This window comes from Sandaracinus amylolyticus (assembly GCF_000737325.1).
Classification (GTDB): Bacteria; Myxococcota_A; Polyangia; order Polyangiales; family Sandaracinaceae; genus Sandaracinus; species Sandaracinus amylolyticus.
Genome location: NZ_CP011125.1, coordinates 999,004 through 1,012,749 on the forward strand (window position 1 = coordinate 999,004; position 13,746 = coordinate 1,012,749).

General features: G+C 72.5%; 11 protein-coding genes. 4 read left to right on the plus strand and 7 right to left on the minus strand.

The window, feature by feature from the left end:
* The first annotated feature begins 87 nt into the window (after positions 1 to 87).
* From DB32_RS03980 to DB32_RS03990, 3 genes are read left to right on the plus strand one after another with little or no spacing between them, the layout of a single operon-like run.
* Positions 88 to 2,694 carry a GAF domain-containing protein gene (locus DB32_RS03980; RefSeq protein ID WP_053231085.1) on the plus strand — a complete coding sequence of 869 codons (2,607 nt, stop codon included), beginning with the start codon at positions 88 to 90 and terminating at the stop codon, positions 2,692 to 2,694.
* Complete coding sequence (locus DB32_RS03985; protein WP_053231086.1) at positions 2,691 to 3,137, plus strand: response regulator; 447 nt, start codon at positions 2,691 to 2,693, stop codon at positions 3,135 to 3,137. The genes DB32_RS03980 and DB32_RS03985 overlap by 4 nt, the downstream gene beginning before the upstream one ends.
* A gap of 14 nt (positions 3,138 to 3,151) precedes the next feature.
* Positions 3,152 to 5,395, plus strand: a complete 2,244-nt coding sequence (locus DB32_RS03990) for an ATP-binding response regulator (protein WP_083457131.1) — start codon at positions 3,152 to 3,154, stop codon at positions 5,393 to 5,395.
* On the opposite strand, the gene DB32_RS03995 is transcribed toward DB32_RS03990, so the two are convergent.
* From DB32_RS03995 to DB32_RS04025, 7 genes are all read right to left on the minus strand, one after another.
* The gene (locus tag DB32_RS03995) at positions 5,317 to 5,712 is read right to left on the minus strand and encodes a hypothetical protein (protein ID WP_157068696.1); all 396 of its coding nucleotides are present in this window, start codon (positions 5,710 to 5,712) and stop codon (positions 5,317 to 5,319) included. The two genes, DB32_RS03990 and DB32_RS03995, sit on opposite strands and share 79 nt — an antisense overlap.
* A 15-nt stretch (positions 5,713 to 5,727) precedes the next feature.
* Positions 5,728 to 6,780 (minus strand): alpha/beta fold hydrolase, encoded by a 1,053-nt coding sequence (locus DB32_RS04000; RefSeq protein ID WP_157068697.1) that lies wholly within the window; start codon positions 6,778 to 6,780, stop codon positions 5,728 to 5,730.
* Between the two features lie 10 nt (positions 6,781 to 6,790).
* Entirely contained in the window at positions 6,791 to 8,089 is a 1,299-nt protein-coding gene (locus DB32_RS04005; RefSeq protein WP_053231090.1) for a hydroxymethylglutaryl-CoA reductase, degradative, read from the minus strand.
* 16 nt (positions 8,090 to 8,105) lie between these two features.
* On the minus strand, positions 8,106 to 9,104 hold the full coding sequence (locus DB32_RS04010; RefSeq protein ID WP_053231091.1) for a GHMP family kinase ATP-binding protein: 999 nt from the start codon (positions 9,102 to 9,104) through the stop codon (positions 8,106 to 8,108).
* A 402-nt stretch (positions 9,105 to 9,506) separates the two neighbouring features.
* Positions 9,507 to 10,490, minus strand: coding sequence for a diphosphomevalonate decarboxylase (mvaD, locus tag DB32_RS04015; RefSeq protein WP_053231092.1), 984 nt, complete (start codon positions 10,488 to 10,490; stop codon positions 9,507 to 9,509).
* Positions 10,487 to 11,431: a mevalonate kinase gene (mvk, locus tag DB32_RS04020; RefSeq protein ID WP_053231093.1), complete on the minus strand. Its 945-nt coding sequence runs from the start codon at positions 11,429 to 11,431 to the stop codon at positions 10,487 to 10,489. The genes mvaD and mvk overlap by 4 nt, the downstream gene beginning before the upstream one ends.
* On the minus strand, positions 11,428 to 12,438 hold the full coding sequence (locus tag DB32_RS04025) for a polyprenyl synthetase family protein (RefSeq protein WP_053231094.1): 1,011 nt from the start codon (positions 12,436 to 12,438) through the stop codon (positions 11,428 to 11,430). The genes mvk and DB32_RS04025 overlap by 4 nt, the downstream gene beginning before the upstream one ends.
* Positions 12,439 to 12,614: 176 nt before the next feature.
* On the opposite strand from DB32_RS04025, the gene fni reads away from it, so the two are divergent.
* A complete protein-coding gene (gene fni / locus DB32_RS04030) occupies positions 12,615 to 13,661 on the plus strand; it encodes a type 2 isopentenyl-diphosphate Delta-isomerase (RefSeq protein ID WP_053231095.1) in 1,047 nt (348 codons plus the stop codon).
* Positions 13,662 to 13,746 lie beyond the last annotated feature (85 nt).

Genomic DNA, 13,746 nt, shown 5'->3' on the forward strand with positions numbered 1-13,746 from the left:
CGCGCAGTGTGCGTTGTCAGGTTCCCGGACGGTGCTCATGACGACCTGGTTCCGATGGATGTCGCCCCGCGAGCCCACCCCGAAGACGTGCCCCCTCCCACGTCGCTCGGCGCGAGCGACGCCGACGTGCTCCTGCGCATCGGTGCGGAGCTGGCGCGCGAGCCGGACGTCACGCGCGTCGTGCAGCGCGTGACCGACGAAGCCACGGCGGCCGTCGGCGCGCAGTTCGGCGCGTTCTTCTACAACGTCGAGGATCGTCGCGGAGAGAGCTACATGCTCTACGCGCTCTCGGGCGTGCCGCGCGAAGCGTTCGCGCGATTCCCGATGCCTCGCAAGACCGAGATCTTCGCACCCACGTTCGATGGTGTGGGCCCGGTCCGCTACGACGACGTGCGGAAGAGCGGGCGCTTCGGGCGGAACCCACCGCATCACGGAATGCCCGAAGGACACCTGCCGGTCGTCAGCTACCTCGCGGTGCCGGTGATCGCGCGCAGCGACGCGAGCGTGCTCGGCGGGCTCTTCTTCGGGCACGCGGAGCCGGGGCGCTTCACCGAGCGCGACGAGCGTCTGTGCGTCGCGATCGCCGGCCACGCGTCGTTCGCGATCGAGAACGCGCGTCTCTTCGAGCGGCTGCGCCGCGACGAGGCGAAGCACCGGCTCGTCGCCGAGGCCTCGACCGACGGCATGTGGTTCTGGGATCTGCGCGACGACGCCGTCGAGTGGAACGATCGGCTCTTCGACATCATGGGGATCCGCCGCGACGAGTGGCGCGGCGACTTCCAGTCGTGGTTCGAGCGCGTGCACCCCGACGATCGCGCGATGGTGAAGCGCGCGCTCGAGGAGCACCTCGCGCGGCGCGCGGCGTACCACGTGCCCCGCTTCCGGCTGCGTCACGCGGACGGCGAGTACCGCGTGTGCACGACGCGCGGCCAGGCGGAGTGGGACGCGAACGGCGAGCCGATCCGCATGGCGGGATCGTTCGGCGACGTGACCGACGTCGTGCGCGCGCAGGAAGCGCTCGCGCAGAGCGAGCATCGCTACCGGCAGATCCTCGACTCGGTGCGCGACATGGTGTTCGCGCAGGGCCCCGGCTCGGCGCTCACCTACGCGAACCAGGCGACGCGCGAGCACTACCAGCACGACCTCGCCGGCGCGGGCAGGTCCGTGCCCGACGATCGGCGCGTCTTCGAGGAGGGCGCGGTCGTCGAGGAACTGCAGGAGGCGAACGTCGGGCGCGACGGATCGCTGCGCTACTTCCACGTCGTGAAGAGCCCGATCGTCGACCAGAGCGGGCGCGTGGTGGAGCTCGTGGCGGTCGCGCGCGACGTGACGGCGAAGAAGCGCGAGGAGGACGATCGGCGCTTCCTCGCCGAGGCGAGCGCGCTGCTCGCGTCGTCGATCGACGTCGACGCGACGCTCTCGCACGTGGTGCGCCTCGCGGTCCCGCGCTTCGCCGACTGGTGCGCGGTCGATCTGCTCGAGGAGGACGGCACGATCCGCCGTCTCGCGGTCGCGCACGTCGACGCCGCGAAGCTCGAGCTCGCGCACGAGCTGCATCGCCGCGTCCCGCACGATCCGAGCGCGGTGCACGGCGTGCCGCAGGTCATCCGGAGCAGCACGAGCGAGGTCCACGCCGAGATCTCCGACGATCTGCTCGCCGCGCTGGTGCCGGATCCCGAGCTGCTCCGCATCCTGCGCGAGCTCGGCCTTCGCTCCGCGATCATCGTGCCGCTGAGCGCGCACGGGCGCGCCGTCGGTGCGCTCACGATGGTGAGCGCGGAGTCCGGTCGCGTGTACGACGCGCGCGCGGTGGCGCTCGTCGAGGAGCTCGGGCGCCGCGCCGCGGTCGCGGTGGAGAACGCGCGGCTCTACGAGTCGGCGCGCGCCGCGCTCGAGCAGCGCGACGCCGCGCTCGCGGCGCTGCAGGGCCTCAACGCCGATCTCGAGGCGCGCGTCGATCAGCGTACGGCCGCGCTCGCCGAGGCGAACCGCGAGCTCGAGGCGTTCTCGTACACCGTCTCGCACGATCTGCGGGCGCCGATCCGCCACATCAGCGGCTTCGCCGATCTGCTCCGCGCGCACGCCGGCGATCGCCTCGACGACAAGGGGCAGCGCTGGCTGCGCACGATCGGGGACGCGAGCAAGCAGATGGGCACGCTGATCGACGGGCTGCTCTCGTTCTCGCGCATGGGCCGCACCGAGCTCGCGCGCGAGGTCGTCGCGCTCGGGCCGGTGGTGCGCGCCGTCGTCGACGATCTCGCGCCGGACTACGAAGGGCGGCGCATCCAGTGGTCGATCGACGCGCTGCCCGAGGTGCGCGCCGACGCGACGATGCTGCGCGTGGTATTGACGAACCTGATCTCGAACGCGGTGAAGTACACGCGCACGCGCGATCCCGCGCACATCGAGATCGGCGCGCGCGAGAGCGGCGGCGCGGTCGAGCTCTTCGTGCGCGACGACGGAGTCGGGTTCGACATGGACTACGCGCACAAGCTCTTCGGCGTGTTCCAGCGGCTGCACGGCGTGGAGGAGTACGAGGGCACCGGCATCGGGCTCGCGACGGTGCGGCGCATCGTCGAGCGCCACGGCGGGCGCACCTGGGCCGAAGGAGCGCCGGGACGCGGCGCGACGTTCCACCTGACCCTGCCGTCGGCGTCCCCGCCCGACGCGCCCACCACCGGGAGCCGTCGATGACGCTCGGCGCGAAGAAGATCCTGCTCGTCGAGGACAGCGAGAACGACGTCGAGCTCACGCTCACGGCGCTCGAGCAGAGCCGCATCGCGAACGGCGTCGACGTCGTGCGCGACGGCGCGCAGGCGCTCGACTATCTGCACCGGCGCGGCCCGCACGCCTCGCGGCGCGAGGGCGATCCCATCGTGGTCCTGCTCGACCTCAAGCTACCCAAGCTCGACGGGCTCGAGGTGCTCGCCCACATGCGCAACGATCCGCAGCTGCGCGTGATCCCCGTCGTGATGCTCACGTCGTCGCGCGAGGAGCGCGACATCGTGCGCAGCTACGGCCTCGGGGTGAACGCGTACGTCGTGAAGCCCGTCGACTTCCACGAGTTCAGCGACGCGATCCGCGAGCTCGGGCTCTTCTGGGCGGTGCTCAACCAGCCTCCGCCGCGGGGCGCCTGAGGCGCAAGGAGATCATGCCGAGAGATCGCGGACGCTCGATGCGCATCCTCCACCTCGAGGATGATCCTCGCGACGCCGAGCTCGTGCACGAGCACCTCGCGAGCGACGGCCTCGAAGCGCGCATCGTGCGCGTCGGCGATCGCGACGCGTTCGAGCGCGAGCTCGCGGGCGGCGGGTTCGATCTCGTGCTCTCCGACTACGAGCTGCCCGCGTACGACGGACGCGCCGCGCTCGATCGCGCGCGAGAGAGCGCGCCCGACGTCCCGTTCGTCTTCGTGTCGGGGGCGATCGGCGAGGAGATCGCGATCGAGTCGCTCAAGCGCGGCGCGACCGACTACGTGCTGAAGCACCGGCTCGAGCGGCTCGGCCCAGCGGTGCGTCGCGCGCTGCGAGAGCGCGAGAACCTGCTGCTCCGGCGCGCCGTGGAGCGCGAGCGCGACGCGCTGCACGAGGCCGAACGGCGCGCGCGTCGCGAAGCGGAGCGCGTCGCGGCGGAGAACCGCCTGCTCGCCGACGCGAGCGAGGTGCTCGCGTCGTCGCTCGATCTCGCGCCGACGCTCGTGCGCGCGCTGCGCCTGCTCGTCCCGCAGCTCGCCGACTGGGCGGTGATCGATCTCGTCCGCGAGGACGTCGCCGACGAACAGCACGAGACGCAGCGCGTCGCGTGGGCGCACCGGGACCCGGCGCGCGAGCAGCTGCTCTCGTCACGCGACGGCTGGCAGGACGACCCGCTCGGCGCCGCGGAGGTGATGCGCACCGGCGAGGCGCGCGTGGTCGCGGGCGCCGACACGTCCGCGGGATTGCGCGAGCAGCTCGGGCTGCACCTCGCGATCGTGGTGCCGATCTCGCTGCGCGCGTCGCGCCTCGGCACGCTGGTGCTCGCGACCGCGGACGAGCGGCGCGGGTTCGTGGAGCGCGACGTGGCGCTCGCGATGGAGCTCGCGCTGCGCATCGCGGTCGCGATCGACAACGCGCGGCTCTACGCGCAGGCCCAGTCGGATCGGAAGCGCGCGGAGGATGCGAACCGCGGCAAGGACGAGTTCCTCGCGACCGTCTCGCACGAGCTGCGCACGCCGCTCAACGCGATCCTCGGCTGGGCGCGGATGCTGCGCGAAGGCACGATCGGCCCCGAGAAGCAGCGCCGCGCCATCGAGATCATCGAGCGCAACGCGCGCGTGCAGACGCAGCTCATCGAGGATCTGCTCGACGTGAGCCGCATCGTGAGCGGGAAGCTGCGCCTCAGCCCCGCGCCGATCGACCCCGCGAGCGTCGTGGAGATGGCCGTCGAGGCGATCCGCCCGCAGGCCGAGGCCCGCGGCGTGCGCATCGCAGCCGAGGTGCCGAGCGAGATCGGCGAGGTCCTCGGCGACGCGGACCGACTGCAGCAGGTCGTGTGGAACCTGCTGACGAACGCCGTGAAGTTCACGCCGACACAAGGACGCGTCGACGTGCGGCTGCGCGCGCTCCCCGGCGAGGTCGAGATCGTCGTGCGCGACACCGGCGCGGGCATTCCGCGCGAGTTCCTCCCGCACGTCTTCGATCGGTTCCGTCAGGCCGACGCGGGCAAGGCGCGCGCGCACGGAGGGCTCGGGCTCGGGCTCACGATCGTGCGTCACATCGTCGAGCTGCACGGCGGGAGCATCGTCGCCGACAGCGATGGAGAAGGGCGCGGCGCGACGTTCACGGTGCGCCTGCCCGCATCCGTCAGAGCAGGGACGCGGCCGCAGGTGGTCGCGGTCGCGCGCCCGTCGCTCGCACCGACGCTGCGCGAGGGACCGCGGCTGCGCGGCGTCCGCGTGCTCGTCGTCGACGACGAGATGGACGCACGCGAGCTCCTCGTGAGCGCGTTCCACGAGCTCGAGGCGTCGGTGACGATCGCCGCGTCGGCGGACGAGGCGCTGCGCGTGGTGCGCGACGCGCGCCCGCACGTGCTGGTGTCGGACATCGGCATGCCCGGCGAGGACGGCTACTCGCTCATCCGCAAGGTGCGCGCGATCGAGCAGGAGCTCGGCATGCGCGTGCCCGCGATCGCGCTGACCGCGTACGCCGCGATCGAGGATCGCACCAAGGCGCTGAGCGAAGGCTTCGATCGTCACGTCGCGAAGCCGGTCGAGCCGAGCGAGCTCGCGGTCGTCATCGCCGAGCTCACCGAGCCGATCCGCGCCGATCTCGACGGAGATCACTCCGACGCGAACGAGAGCACGACGTCGCGCTCGGTCTCGTCGGGCGGGAACGACTCGGGGCGCTCGCTCTCGTAGAGCGCGGACCAGGTGCCGCTGCGCCGCCGCAGCCGCAGCGGTGCCGTCCGCGCGCAGCGTCGCGCTCGCTTCCGCGCGACGAGGAGCGCGAGCACGCGATCGCTCGTGGGCTCGACGACGCAGCGCACCTCGGCGGCGCCGAGCCGCGCCCACGAGGTGGTCGCGGCGCGACGACAGGTCTCGTCGAGGTCTGCTGGCTCGTCGGCGATCGATGGCCACTCGCGCGTTTCGGCGCCGATCGGGACGCGCACGTCGTCCTGCGCGCGGGCGCGCACGGCCCACGTGAGCAGGAGCATCGTGATCCCGAGGGTGCGCATCGCGAGCATTCCGGCTCAGGGCGCGAGCTCGCGCAAGAACGTCTCGAGCGCTCGAGAGAAATCCTCCCGCTGCTCGACGAGCGCGAAGTGGTCGCCGTCCACTTCGATCATCCGCGCGCCCGCACGGCCGGCCCACGCGCGCGCGAGCTCGATCGGGAACCGCTCGTCGCGGGTGCCGTGCCACACCAGCGTCGGCTTCGCGATCGGCATCGCATGATCGTCGAGCCCGGAGATCGCCACGAGCCCGTCGATCTCGAGCTCACGCGCCAGACGCGTTGCGCCGACGCCGCCGTTCGAGAGGCCTGCGAGCACGATGGTGGTGGCGCCGCGCGCTCTCGCGAAGTCGAGCGTGCGACGCGCGATCGCGGGACCGTGCCCGCTCTCCCAGTGCGTCGAGAACGACGTCGCCGGGCACACCGTGCTCCATCCGGCACGTTCGGCCGCGCGTGCGACGATCCAACAGTACGACGCGAAGCTCCCGCCGTAGCCGTGGAGGAACACGACCCAGCGCGTGCTCGCGGGCACCTCGTGCACGAACGCGTCGAAGCGCGACGCACGCTGCTCGCCGAGCACCGTCGAGAGGAATGGCGTGCTCGTCACCGCACCATCGCTCGCCTCGAGCTCCTCGTAGACCGACGCGACGTCGAACCCGTCGAGCTCTCGCGCGCTCACGCCGCGCGTCACCCGCATGAGCCGCACGCCGACGAGGCTCACGTCTCGCTCTGCGAAGACACGTCCGAGCGACGACGCGCGCTCGCCCGACGGCAGCACGATCGCCCCGAGGTACGCGCCCTCGCGCGCCGGCCACGCGAGCGTCGCGACGATCACGCCGAGCCACACCAGCACGATCGCGCCTGCGACCCGCCGTGTGATGCGCGTCCCGATCGCGAGCGCGCAGATCGCCGCTGCCGCGCACACGATCCACGCGAGCCCGCGTGTGCTGATCGGCTGTCCCGCCGCCGCCAACGACACGGGCAGCGCGATCGTGGCGATCAGCGCTGCCCCGATGCGCGCTGCTTCGCGCGCGCCACGTTCTTCGCGGTGAATCTCACCGTGCGCGTCGTCCACGCGCACGCAGTCACTCGGCGGCCTGGAGCTCCGCGTCCGGCGCGAGGCGCTTGAGCGCAGCGCGCGCCGCCTCGACCGTGACCGTGCCCGCCTCGTGGATCTCCGCCGCGACGATCTCGACGAGATCACCGCGCGCGCCCGCTGCGATCGCCACGCTGCGCGCGTGCAGCGCCATGTGCCCGCGCTGGATGCCGACCGTCGCGAGCGCGCGGAGGGCCGAGAGGTTCGACGACACGCCGACGCACGCCGCGACCATCGCGAGCTCCTGCGCCGAGTCCACGCCCGCGACGCCGAGCGAGAAGCGCGCGGCCTGGTGCACGCGCAGCGTCCCGCCGACGATGCCGAGCGCGAGCGGCAGCTCCATCTGGCCCTCGAGCGCGCCGTCCTCGCCCACGCGCCACGTGCAGAGCGGGCCGTACTTGCCGTCCTTCGCGGCCCACGCGTGCGCGCCCGCTTCCACGGCGCGCCAGTCGTTGCCGGTCGCGATCACGACGGGATCGATCCCGTTCATGATGCCCTTGTTGTGCGTCGCGGCGCGGTACGGATCGCGCGACGCGAACTCGCTCGCGCGCACGATCCCGTCGCGCACTTCCTCGCCGGTGAAGCCCTCGCCCTCGAGCGCGCTCGCGGGTACGCGGCACTTCACGCGCACCATGCGGCGATCGGTGAGGTTCGACAGGATGCGCAGCCCGATGCGCCCGCCGGCGATGTCGGCGACGCGCGGCGCGAGCGACTCGGCGACGGTGTTCACGAGGTTCGCGCCCATCGCGTCGCGGCAGTCGACGAGCACGTGGACGACCATCCAGCCGTCGCCGAGATCGCGCACTTCGAGATCGCGCGCGCCACCGCCGCGCGCCACGAGGTTCGGCACGGCCGCGTCGGCGAGCGCGAGCAGCTCGCGCTTCGTCGTCTCCTCGAGCAGCGCCTCGCGCGCGCTCGCGACGTCGGGCACTTCGTCGAGCTGGATCTGCGAGATCATGATCGGCGCGTCGGCCTCGGCCTCGAAGCCGCCGCCGGCGCGGATCATCTTGGACGCGTTCGACGCCGCGGCGACGACGCTGGGCTCCTCGACGACCATCGGCGCGAGGTAGTCGCGCCCGTTGATCTGCACGTTGAGCGTGAGCGCGAGCGGCATCGCGTAGGTGCCGATCACGTTCTCGATGGTCTTGTCGGCGGTCTCGGGATCGAGGCCACCCTGCTCGAGCGCGCGATCGAGCGCGCCGGGCGGCAGCCCGAGCGATGCCTCGGCGAGGCGGCGACGCTCGATCAGCGTGAGCTTGTAGAAGCCGGGCAAGCGCGAGGTGACCATCGAGTGCTCCGATCGCTCAAGAGGACAAAGGCTCGTCGACGTGCACACCGTCGTCGCCGAGCCGGAGGGGGAGTAGGGTCAAGCCGGCGATTCGACACGCGTCGCCGAGCTCGGCGATCGCGGACTCGGAAGGAAGGAACGCGATGGCGACGTCGCCACCGCCGGCGCCCGAAGGCTTCGCGGAGCCGCCGATCGAGCGCGCGATCGTCGCGGCCTTGGTGAGCTCGGGCGTGACGATCGGGGCACCGGCGGTCTCGCCGAGGAGCTGCATCGCGTCGTGATGCGCGGCGGCGGCGTCGATCGCGCTGCGCGCGTCGCCTCGCTCGATCGCGGCGAGCAACGTGGCTGCCGCTTCGCGGAGCGGTGTGATCGCGCGCTGGTACGCGGTGGCATCGCGCGACGCGAGGGACTTCACCTTCGCGACGAGGTCGCTGGTGCGCGCGGGGGTGCCGGTCCAGACGAGCGCGAGGTGGAGCGACGCGGGCCAGTCGATGCGCGCGGCGTCGAGATGCTCGCCTTCGCGGCGCACGCGCACGAACCCGCCGAGCGTGGAGGCGGCGACGTCGGCGCCGCTGCCCTCGGGCGCGACCGCGCGGTGGCCGTCGAGCGCGATCGGGAGGAGGCGTGCGCGGACGGAGGGATCGGAGACGTCGAGACCATTCGCTGCCGCGACCGCTGCGACGGTGCCCGCGGCGGCCGCGGCGGAGGAGCCGAGGCCGAGCTTGCGGCTTCCCTCCCGGAGCGCGGTCGTGTCGATGGCGAGGTCCATGTCGCGGGTGAGCGGGCCGAAGACGGACTCGGCGCACGTGCGAGCTAGCAGAGCTTCCGGCGGGAGCGGCTGTGCGTCGGGCGAGCGGCCGGGATCCGGCGGTGAGCCGTCGCTCGTGCGGGTCGGGCGGGCCGCGAGCGTCACCCGGGCGCGGGCAGGCGCCGCCGCGACGAGCGCAGGCGCGCCCTCGAGGACGACGTACTCGCCCGAGATCATGACCTTTCCCGGCGCAGAGACGCGCACCACGCAGACCCTCCCTAAAGGGGAAAAATTGCCACGGCGCGTGCCCGCTCCGCGTCGGGGAAAACCCCTCTGCCCCCAGCCCGTCGGCGGGCGCGCGCAATCCTAGCGCCCGTGTAAAGACCCCCGACCGCCCGGAGGTAGAGGTGTCCGTCAGCAGCGCAGATCGAGTGACCTAGCGGAACGACGAGGTCGGCGAGACCGACCGACGTTGAGCTCATCCGGAGCACCTGATGACACCGTCGGTGGACGTGAACCGACCGTGGTTGAGCTCTCATACCCGCGAACAAGGACGAAAAACCGACCGACGTTGAGTTTTTCGTCCAAGAACGAGGTCAAAAACCAACCCAGGTTGAGCCCGAGCGCTCCCATCCGAGGACGCTCCGGGGCCCAGCACCCCCAGTCCGGTCAGCCGACCTCGACTCCCGCCCCCGGCCGCGCGTGCAGCACGCGCAGCACCCCCGGCGTCGCCGCCAGCGCCTGCTCGACCTGCGCCGCCGCCTCGCCCGGGCACACCGCCTTCACGTGCGGCCCCGCGTCCATCGTCGGCCACACCGGCACCCCGCGATCGCGCAGCTGCTTCACCGTCTGCAGCGCCGCGATGCTCGCCGGCTGGAAGTACATCGTCGACGGCGAGCTCGTGAACGCGAGCGCGTGCATCGTCGTGAAGCTCTGCTCGACCACCGGCCCGAGCCGCTCGTAGTCGCGCGCCGCGATCGCCTCGCGGATCACGCCGCACATCGCCGGCGCGCTCTCGACCCACGCGCGCCAGTACGGCGACGTCTCGCGCGAGTGCCCCATGCCCTCGCGCGACCCGACGTCCTTGCGACCCTCGGTGATCACCCCGACGACCACGCGCAGATCCCAGTGCGACGCGTCGTGGCGCGGGATCGCCGCGAGCGCGTCGTCCCCCGGCTCACCCGCGGGCAGCTCGACGAACCCGCCGTAGATCGATCGCGCCGCGCTCGCGCTCGCACGACGCGCCATCGCGCTCGCCTTCGCGTCGTCGCGCGTCAGGCCATACGCCGCGCGCGCCGCCGCCGCGAGCGCCGCGAACCCCGACGCGCTCGATGCGAGCCCCGACGCCGTCGGGAAATGATTGCGGCTCGTCACCCGCGCCTTCGCCGCGATGCCGCTCTCCGCGCGCACCCGATCGAGCATCGCCGTGACGCGCGCCGTCTCCTTCGGCAGCGCGACCTTCCCGTCGAGCTCGAACACGTCCGCGTCCAGCCGCTCGTCGAGCTCGACGCGCGTCTCGGTCCGCATCGGATCGAGCGTGATCGACAGGCTCGGCACCGCGGGCAGGTTCAGCCGGTCGTCGCTCTTGCCCCAGTACTTCGCGAGCGCGATGTTCGCGCGCGCGATCGCGTCCGCCTTGCCCGGTGCGCTCATCGCTCCTGATCTCCCGCTGCTTCTCCGCCGAGGAGCGCGACGAACGCGCGCTTGCCGCACTGCTCTTCGATCGCCGCGCGCACCTTCTCCGCGCCCGCGCGATCCTCGGTCACCGCGATCATGCAGCCGCCGCCGCCGCCGCCGGTGAGCTTCGCGCCGTACGCGCCCGATGCGCGCGCCACGCCGATCATCTCCTCGAGCGTCGCCGTCGAGATCAACATCCCCGCGAGCAGCGACTGGTTCATGTCGAAGAGCTGACCGAGCGCCTTCAGATCGCCCTGCTCCGCCGCGAGCCGCCCGTTGCGCACGATCGCCGCGATCGCGTCGAACTGCTTCTCCATGCGCTCGCGGTTCTTCTCGTGCTGGCGCGCGACCTCGCCGACGGTGATCTTCGTCGAGCACGCCTCGCCCGAGTCGCCGATCACCAGCGGGATCGCGCGGCGCGTGCGCACGCGCTCGATCGGCTCTCCGCGCACGTACCACGCGAGCCCGCCCGCGATCGACATCGCGTTGTCGACGCCGCTCGGGTTGCCGTGGAACACGCGCTCCCACGCCAGCGAGACCTCGAGGGCCGATGCATCGTCGCGCTCGACGCCGCGCAGCGCATCGATCGCGCGCAGCACCGCGACCCCGAGCGCCGCGCTCGATCCCAGCCCCGATCCGCCGGGCAGATCGACGCGCGCCTCGATGCGCACCGGGCGCTCCACGCGCGCCGCTTCGAGCATCACGCCGAACGCCTTCCCGAGCGAGCGCTCGTCGCTCGGGGTGACGGTCACGTCCCACGGCGTCACGTGGAGCGAGCTCTCGCCCTCCGCGTCCCACGCCCGAGCGCTCGCACCGCGCGGAAGACCCGCGGCGAGCGCGGGACGCCCGTACACGACCGAGTGCTCGCCCAGCAGGATGACCTTGCCGTGCGCCTCGCCGACGCCCATCGCGCTCATCGATCGCGGATCGCGAGCATGCCCGCGAGGTCGCGCAGCATCGTGCGACCGGGATCGAGCAGCGTGCCGCCCTCGAGCGCCGAGCACGCCTGATCGAGCAGACGCGCGAGCCGCTGCTCCACGTTCTTGCGCGCGCCGCTCTTCACGAACAGCTCGGTCGCCGCCGCGACGTCCGCGTCGGTCGCGTCCTTCTTGCCGAGCACGCGCGTGAGCGCGCCACGCTCGCTCGCGGGCACCAGCCGCTCGCACTCGAGCACCAGCGCGGTGCGCTTGCCCGCGCGCAGATCGTTGCCCGACGGCTTCCCGGTCTGGCGCGGATCGCCGAACGTGCCGAGCAGATCGTCGCGCACCTGGAACGCCTCGCCGAGCGGCGTGCCGAACGCCTCGAGCGCCTCGAGCTGCGCGTCGCTCGCGCCGCCGATCAGCGCGCCCATGCGCAGCGGGCCGGCGACCGTGTAGCTGCCCGTCTTGAGCTGCTGCATGCGCGAGACGTCGGTGCTCGCGAGCAGGTCGAGGCTCTGGCCCATCACGACCTCGACCTGCATGCGCACGAACGCGTCGTGCAGCTCGACCGGTCGCGCCGCGTGCGGCACCGAGCCGAGGAAGAGGCGCTGCGCGTATGCCGAGCCGAGATCGCCCGCGAGGATCGCGAGGCTCGCGCCGAGGTGCGCGTCGCCGAGCTTCGCGCCGAGCGCCGCGTGCACCGAAGGGCCGCCGCGACGCTGATCGTCGCCGTCCATCCAGTCGTCGTGGATCAGCAGATAGCTCTGCAGCACCTCGAGCGCCGCGCCCGCGTCGACGGTGAGGCGCCAGTCACGCTCGGGCTCGACCGCGCGGAACGCCGCGACCAGCACCGCGGGGCGCAGGCGCTTTCCGCCGCGCATCGTGAGCGCCGCGATCGCCTCGACCAGCTCCAGCGCCTCCGACGCCAGCCCGCTGGCCGCTCGTCGCTCGTCGTCGAAGAAGCGCGCGAGGCGCGCGTCCACCTCTCGCCGGACTTCGTCCATGAACGCGCTGGACGATGCTCCGTTGGCCTCTTGCGGCATGGCGCGCGAGCGTGGGCTCGTGCGCGAGGTCCGTCAAGCGTGGGAGCAGGATCGAGCGTGTGCCTGCTCGCGCGAGAAATGATGGGTTCTGCAAACAATCCGCGCGGGCCGATCGCGCGGGTTACGCTGCGGGCCGCATGAGCTCCGAGATCAGTCGCAGGAAGGACGAGCACATCGCGCTCGCATCGAGCGATGCGGTCGCGTTCCGAGAGCGCACGACGCTGCTCGAGCAGGTCACGCTGATCCACGAGTCGCTCCCCGAGCTCGCGCTCGAGGAGATCGATCTCGCGACCGAGCTGCTCGGCAAGACGCTGCGCGCGCCGATCGTGATCGCGTCGATGACCGGCGGCACCGAGCGCGCGGGATCGATCAACCGCGAGCTCGCCGCGATCGCCGAGTCGCGCGGCTACGCGATCGGCCTCGGATCGCAGCGCGCGATGATGCGCGATCCGAGCATGGCGCCGACGTACCGGGTGCGCGACGTCGCGCCGAACGCGCTGCTGCTGGGCAACCTCGGCGTGGTGCAGGCGCGCGACCTCGCGACGGCCGACATCGTGCGGTTGATCGAGGACGTCGGCGCGGACGCGCTCTGCGTGCACATGAACCCCGCGCAGGAGGTCGTGCAGCCAGGTGGCGATCGCGATTTCCGCGGAGGGCTCGAGACGTTCGCGAGGCTCGCAGGTGAGCTGAAGATCCCCGTCGTCGCGAAGGAGACCGGCTGCGGCGTGAGCGCGCGCGTTGCGACGAAGCTGCGCGACGTCGGCGTGAAGACGGTCGACGTGAGCGGCGCGGGCGGGACGTCGTGGGTCGCGGTCGAGACGCTGCGCGCGCAGGGCGCGGCGAAGGCGCTCGGCGAGAGCTTCTGGGACTGGGGGATCCCGACGGCGGTGAGCGTCGCGTGGGTGGCGCGCTCGGGGCTCGCGCCGATCGCGACCGGCGGGATCAAGAGCGGGCTCGACGTCGCACGCGCGATCGCGCTCGGGGCGCGCGCCGCGGGCATCGCGCGGCCGGTGCTGCAGGCGCTGCAGGCGGGTGGTCGCGCGGGCGCCGAGGCGTTCCTCGATCGTGTCGAGGCCGAGCTGCGCACCGCGATGTTGCTCTGCGGCGCGGGCACGCTCGACGAGCTGCGGAACGCGCCCCGCGTGATCGGTCCCGAGCTCGCGAGCTGGCTCGGCACGATGTAGCGCGGCACGCGGGTTGCGCTCTGGCCCGCATGCTCTTGGGAATTCCGGGGATTTTCGCGGTTCGAGGTGCTCGTGCGCTGAACGC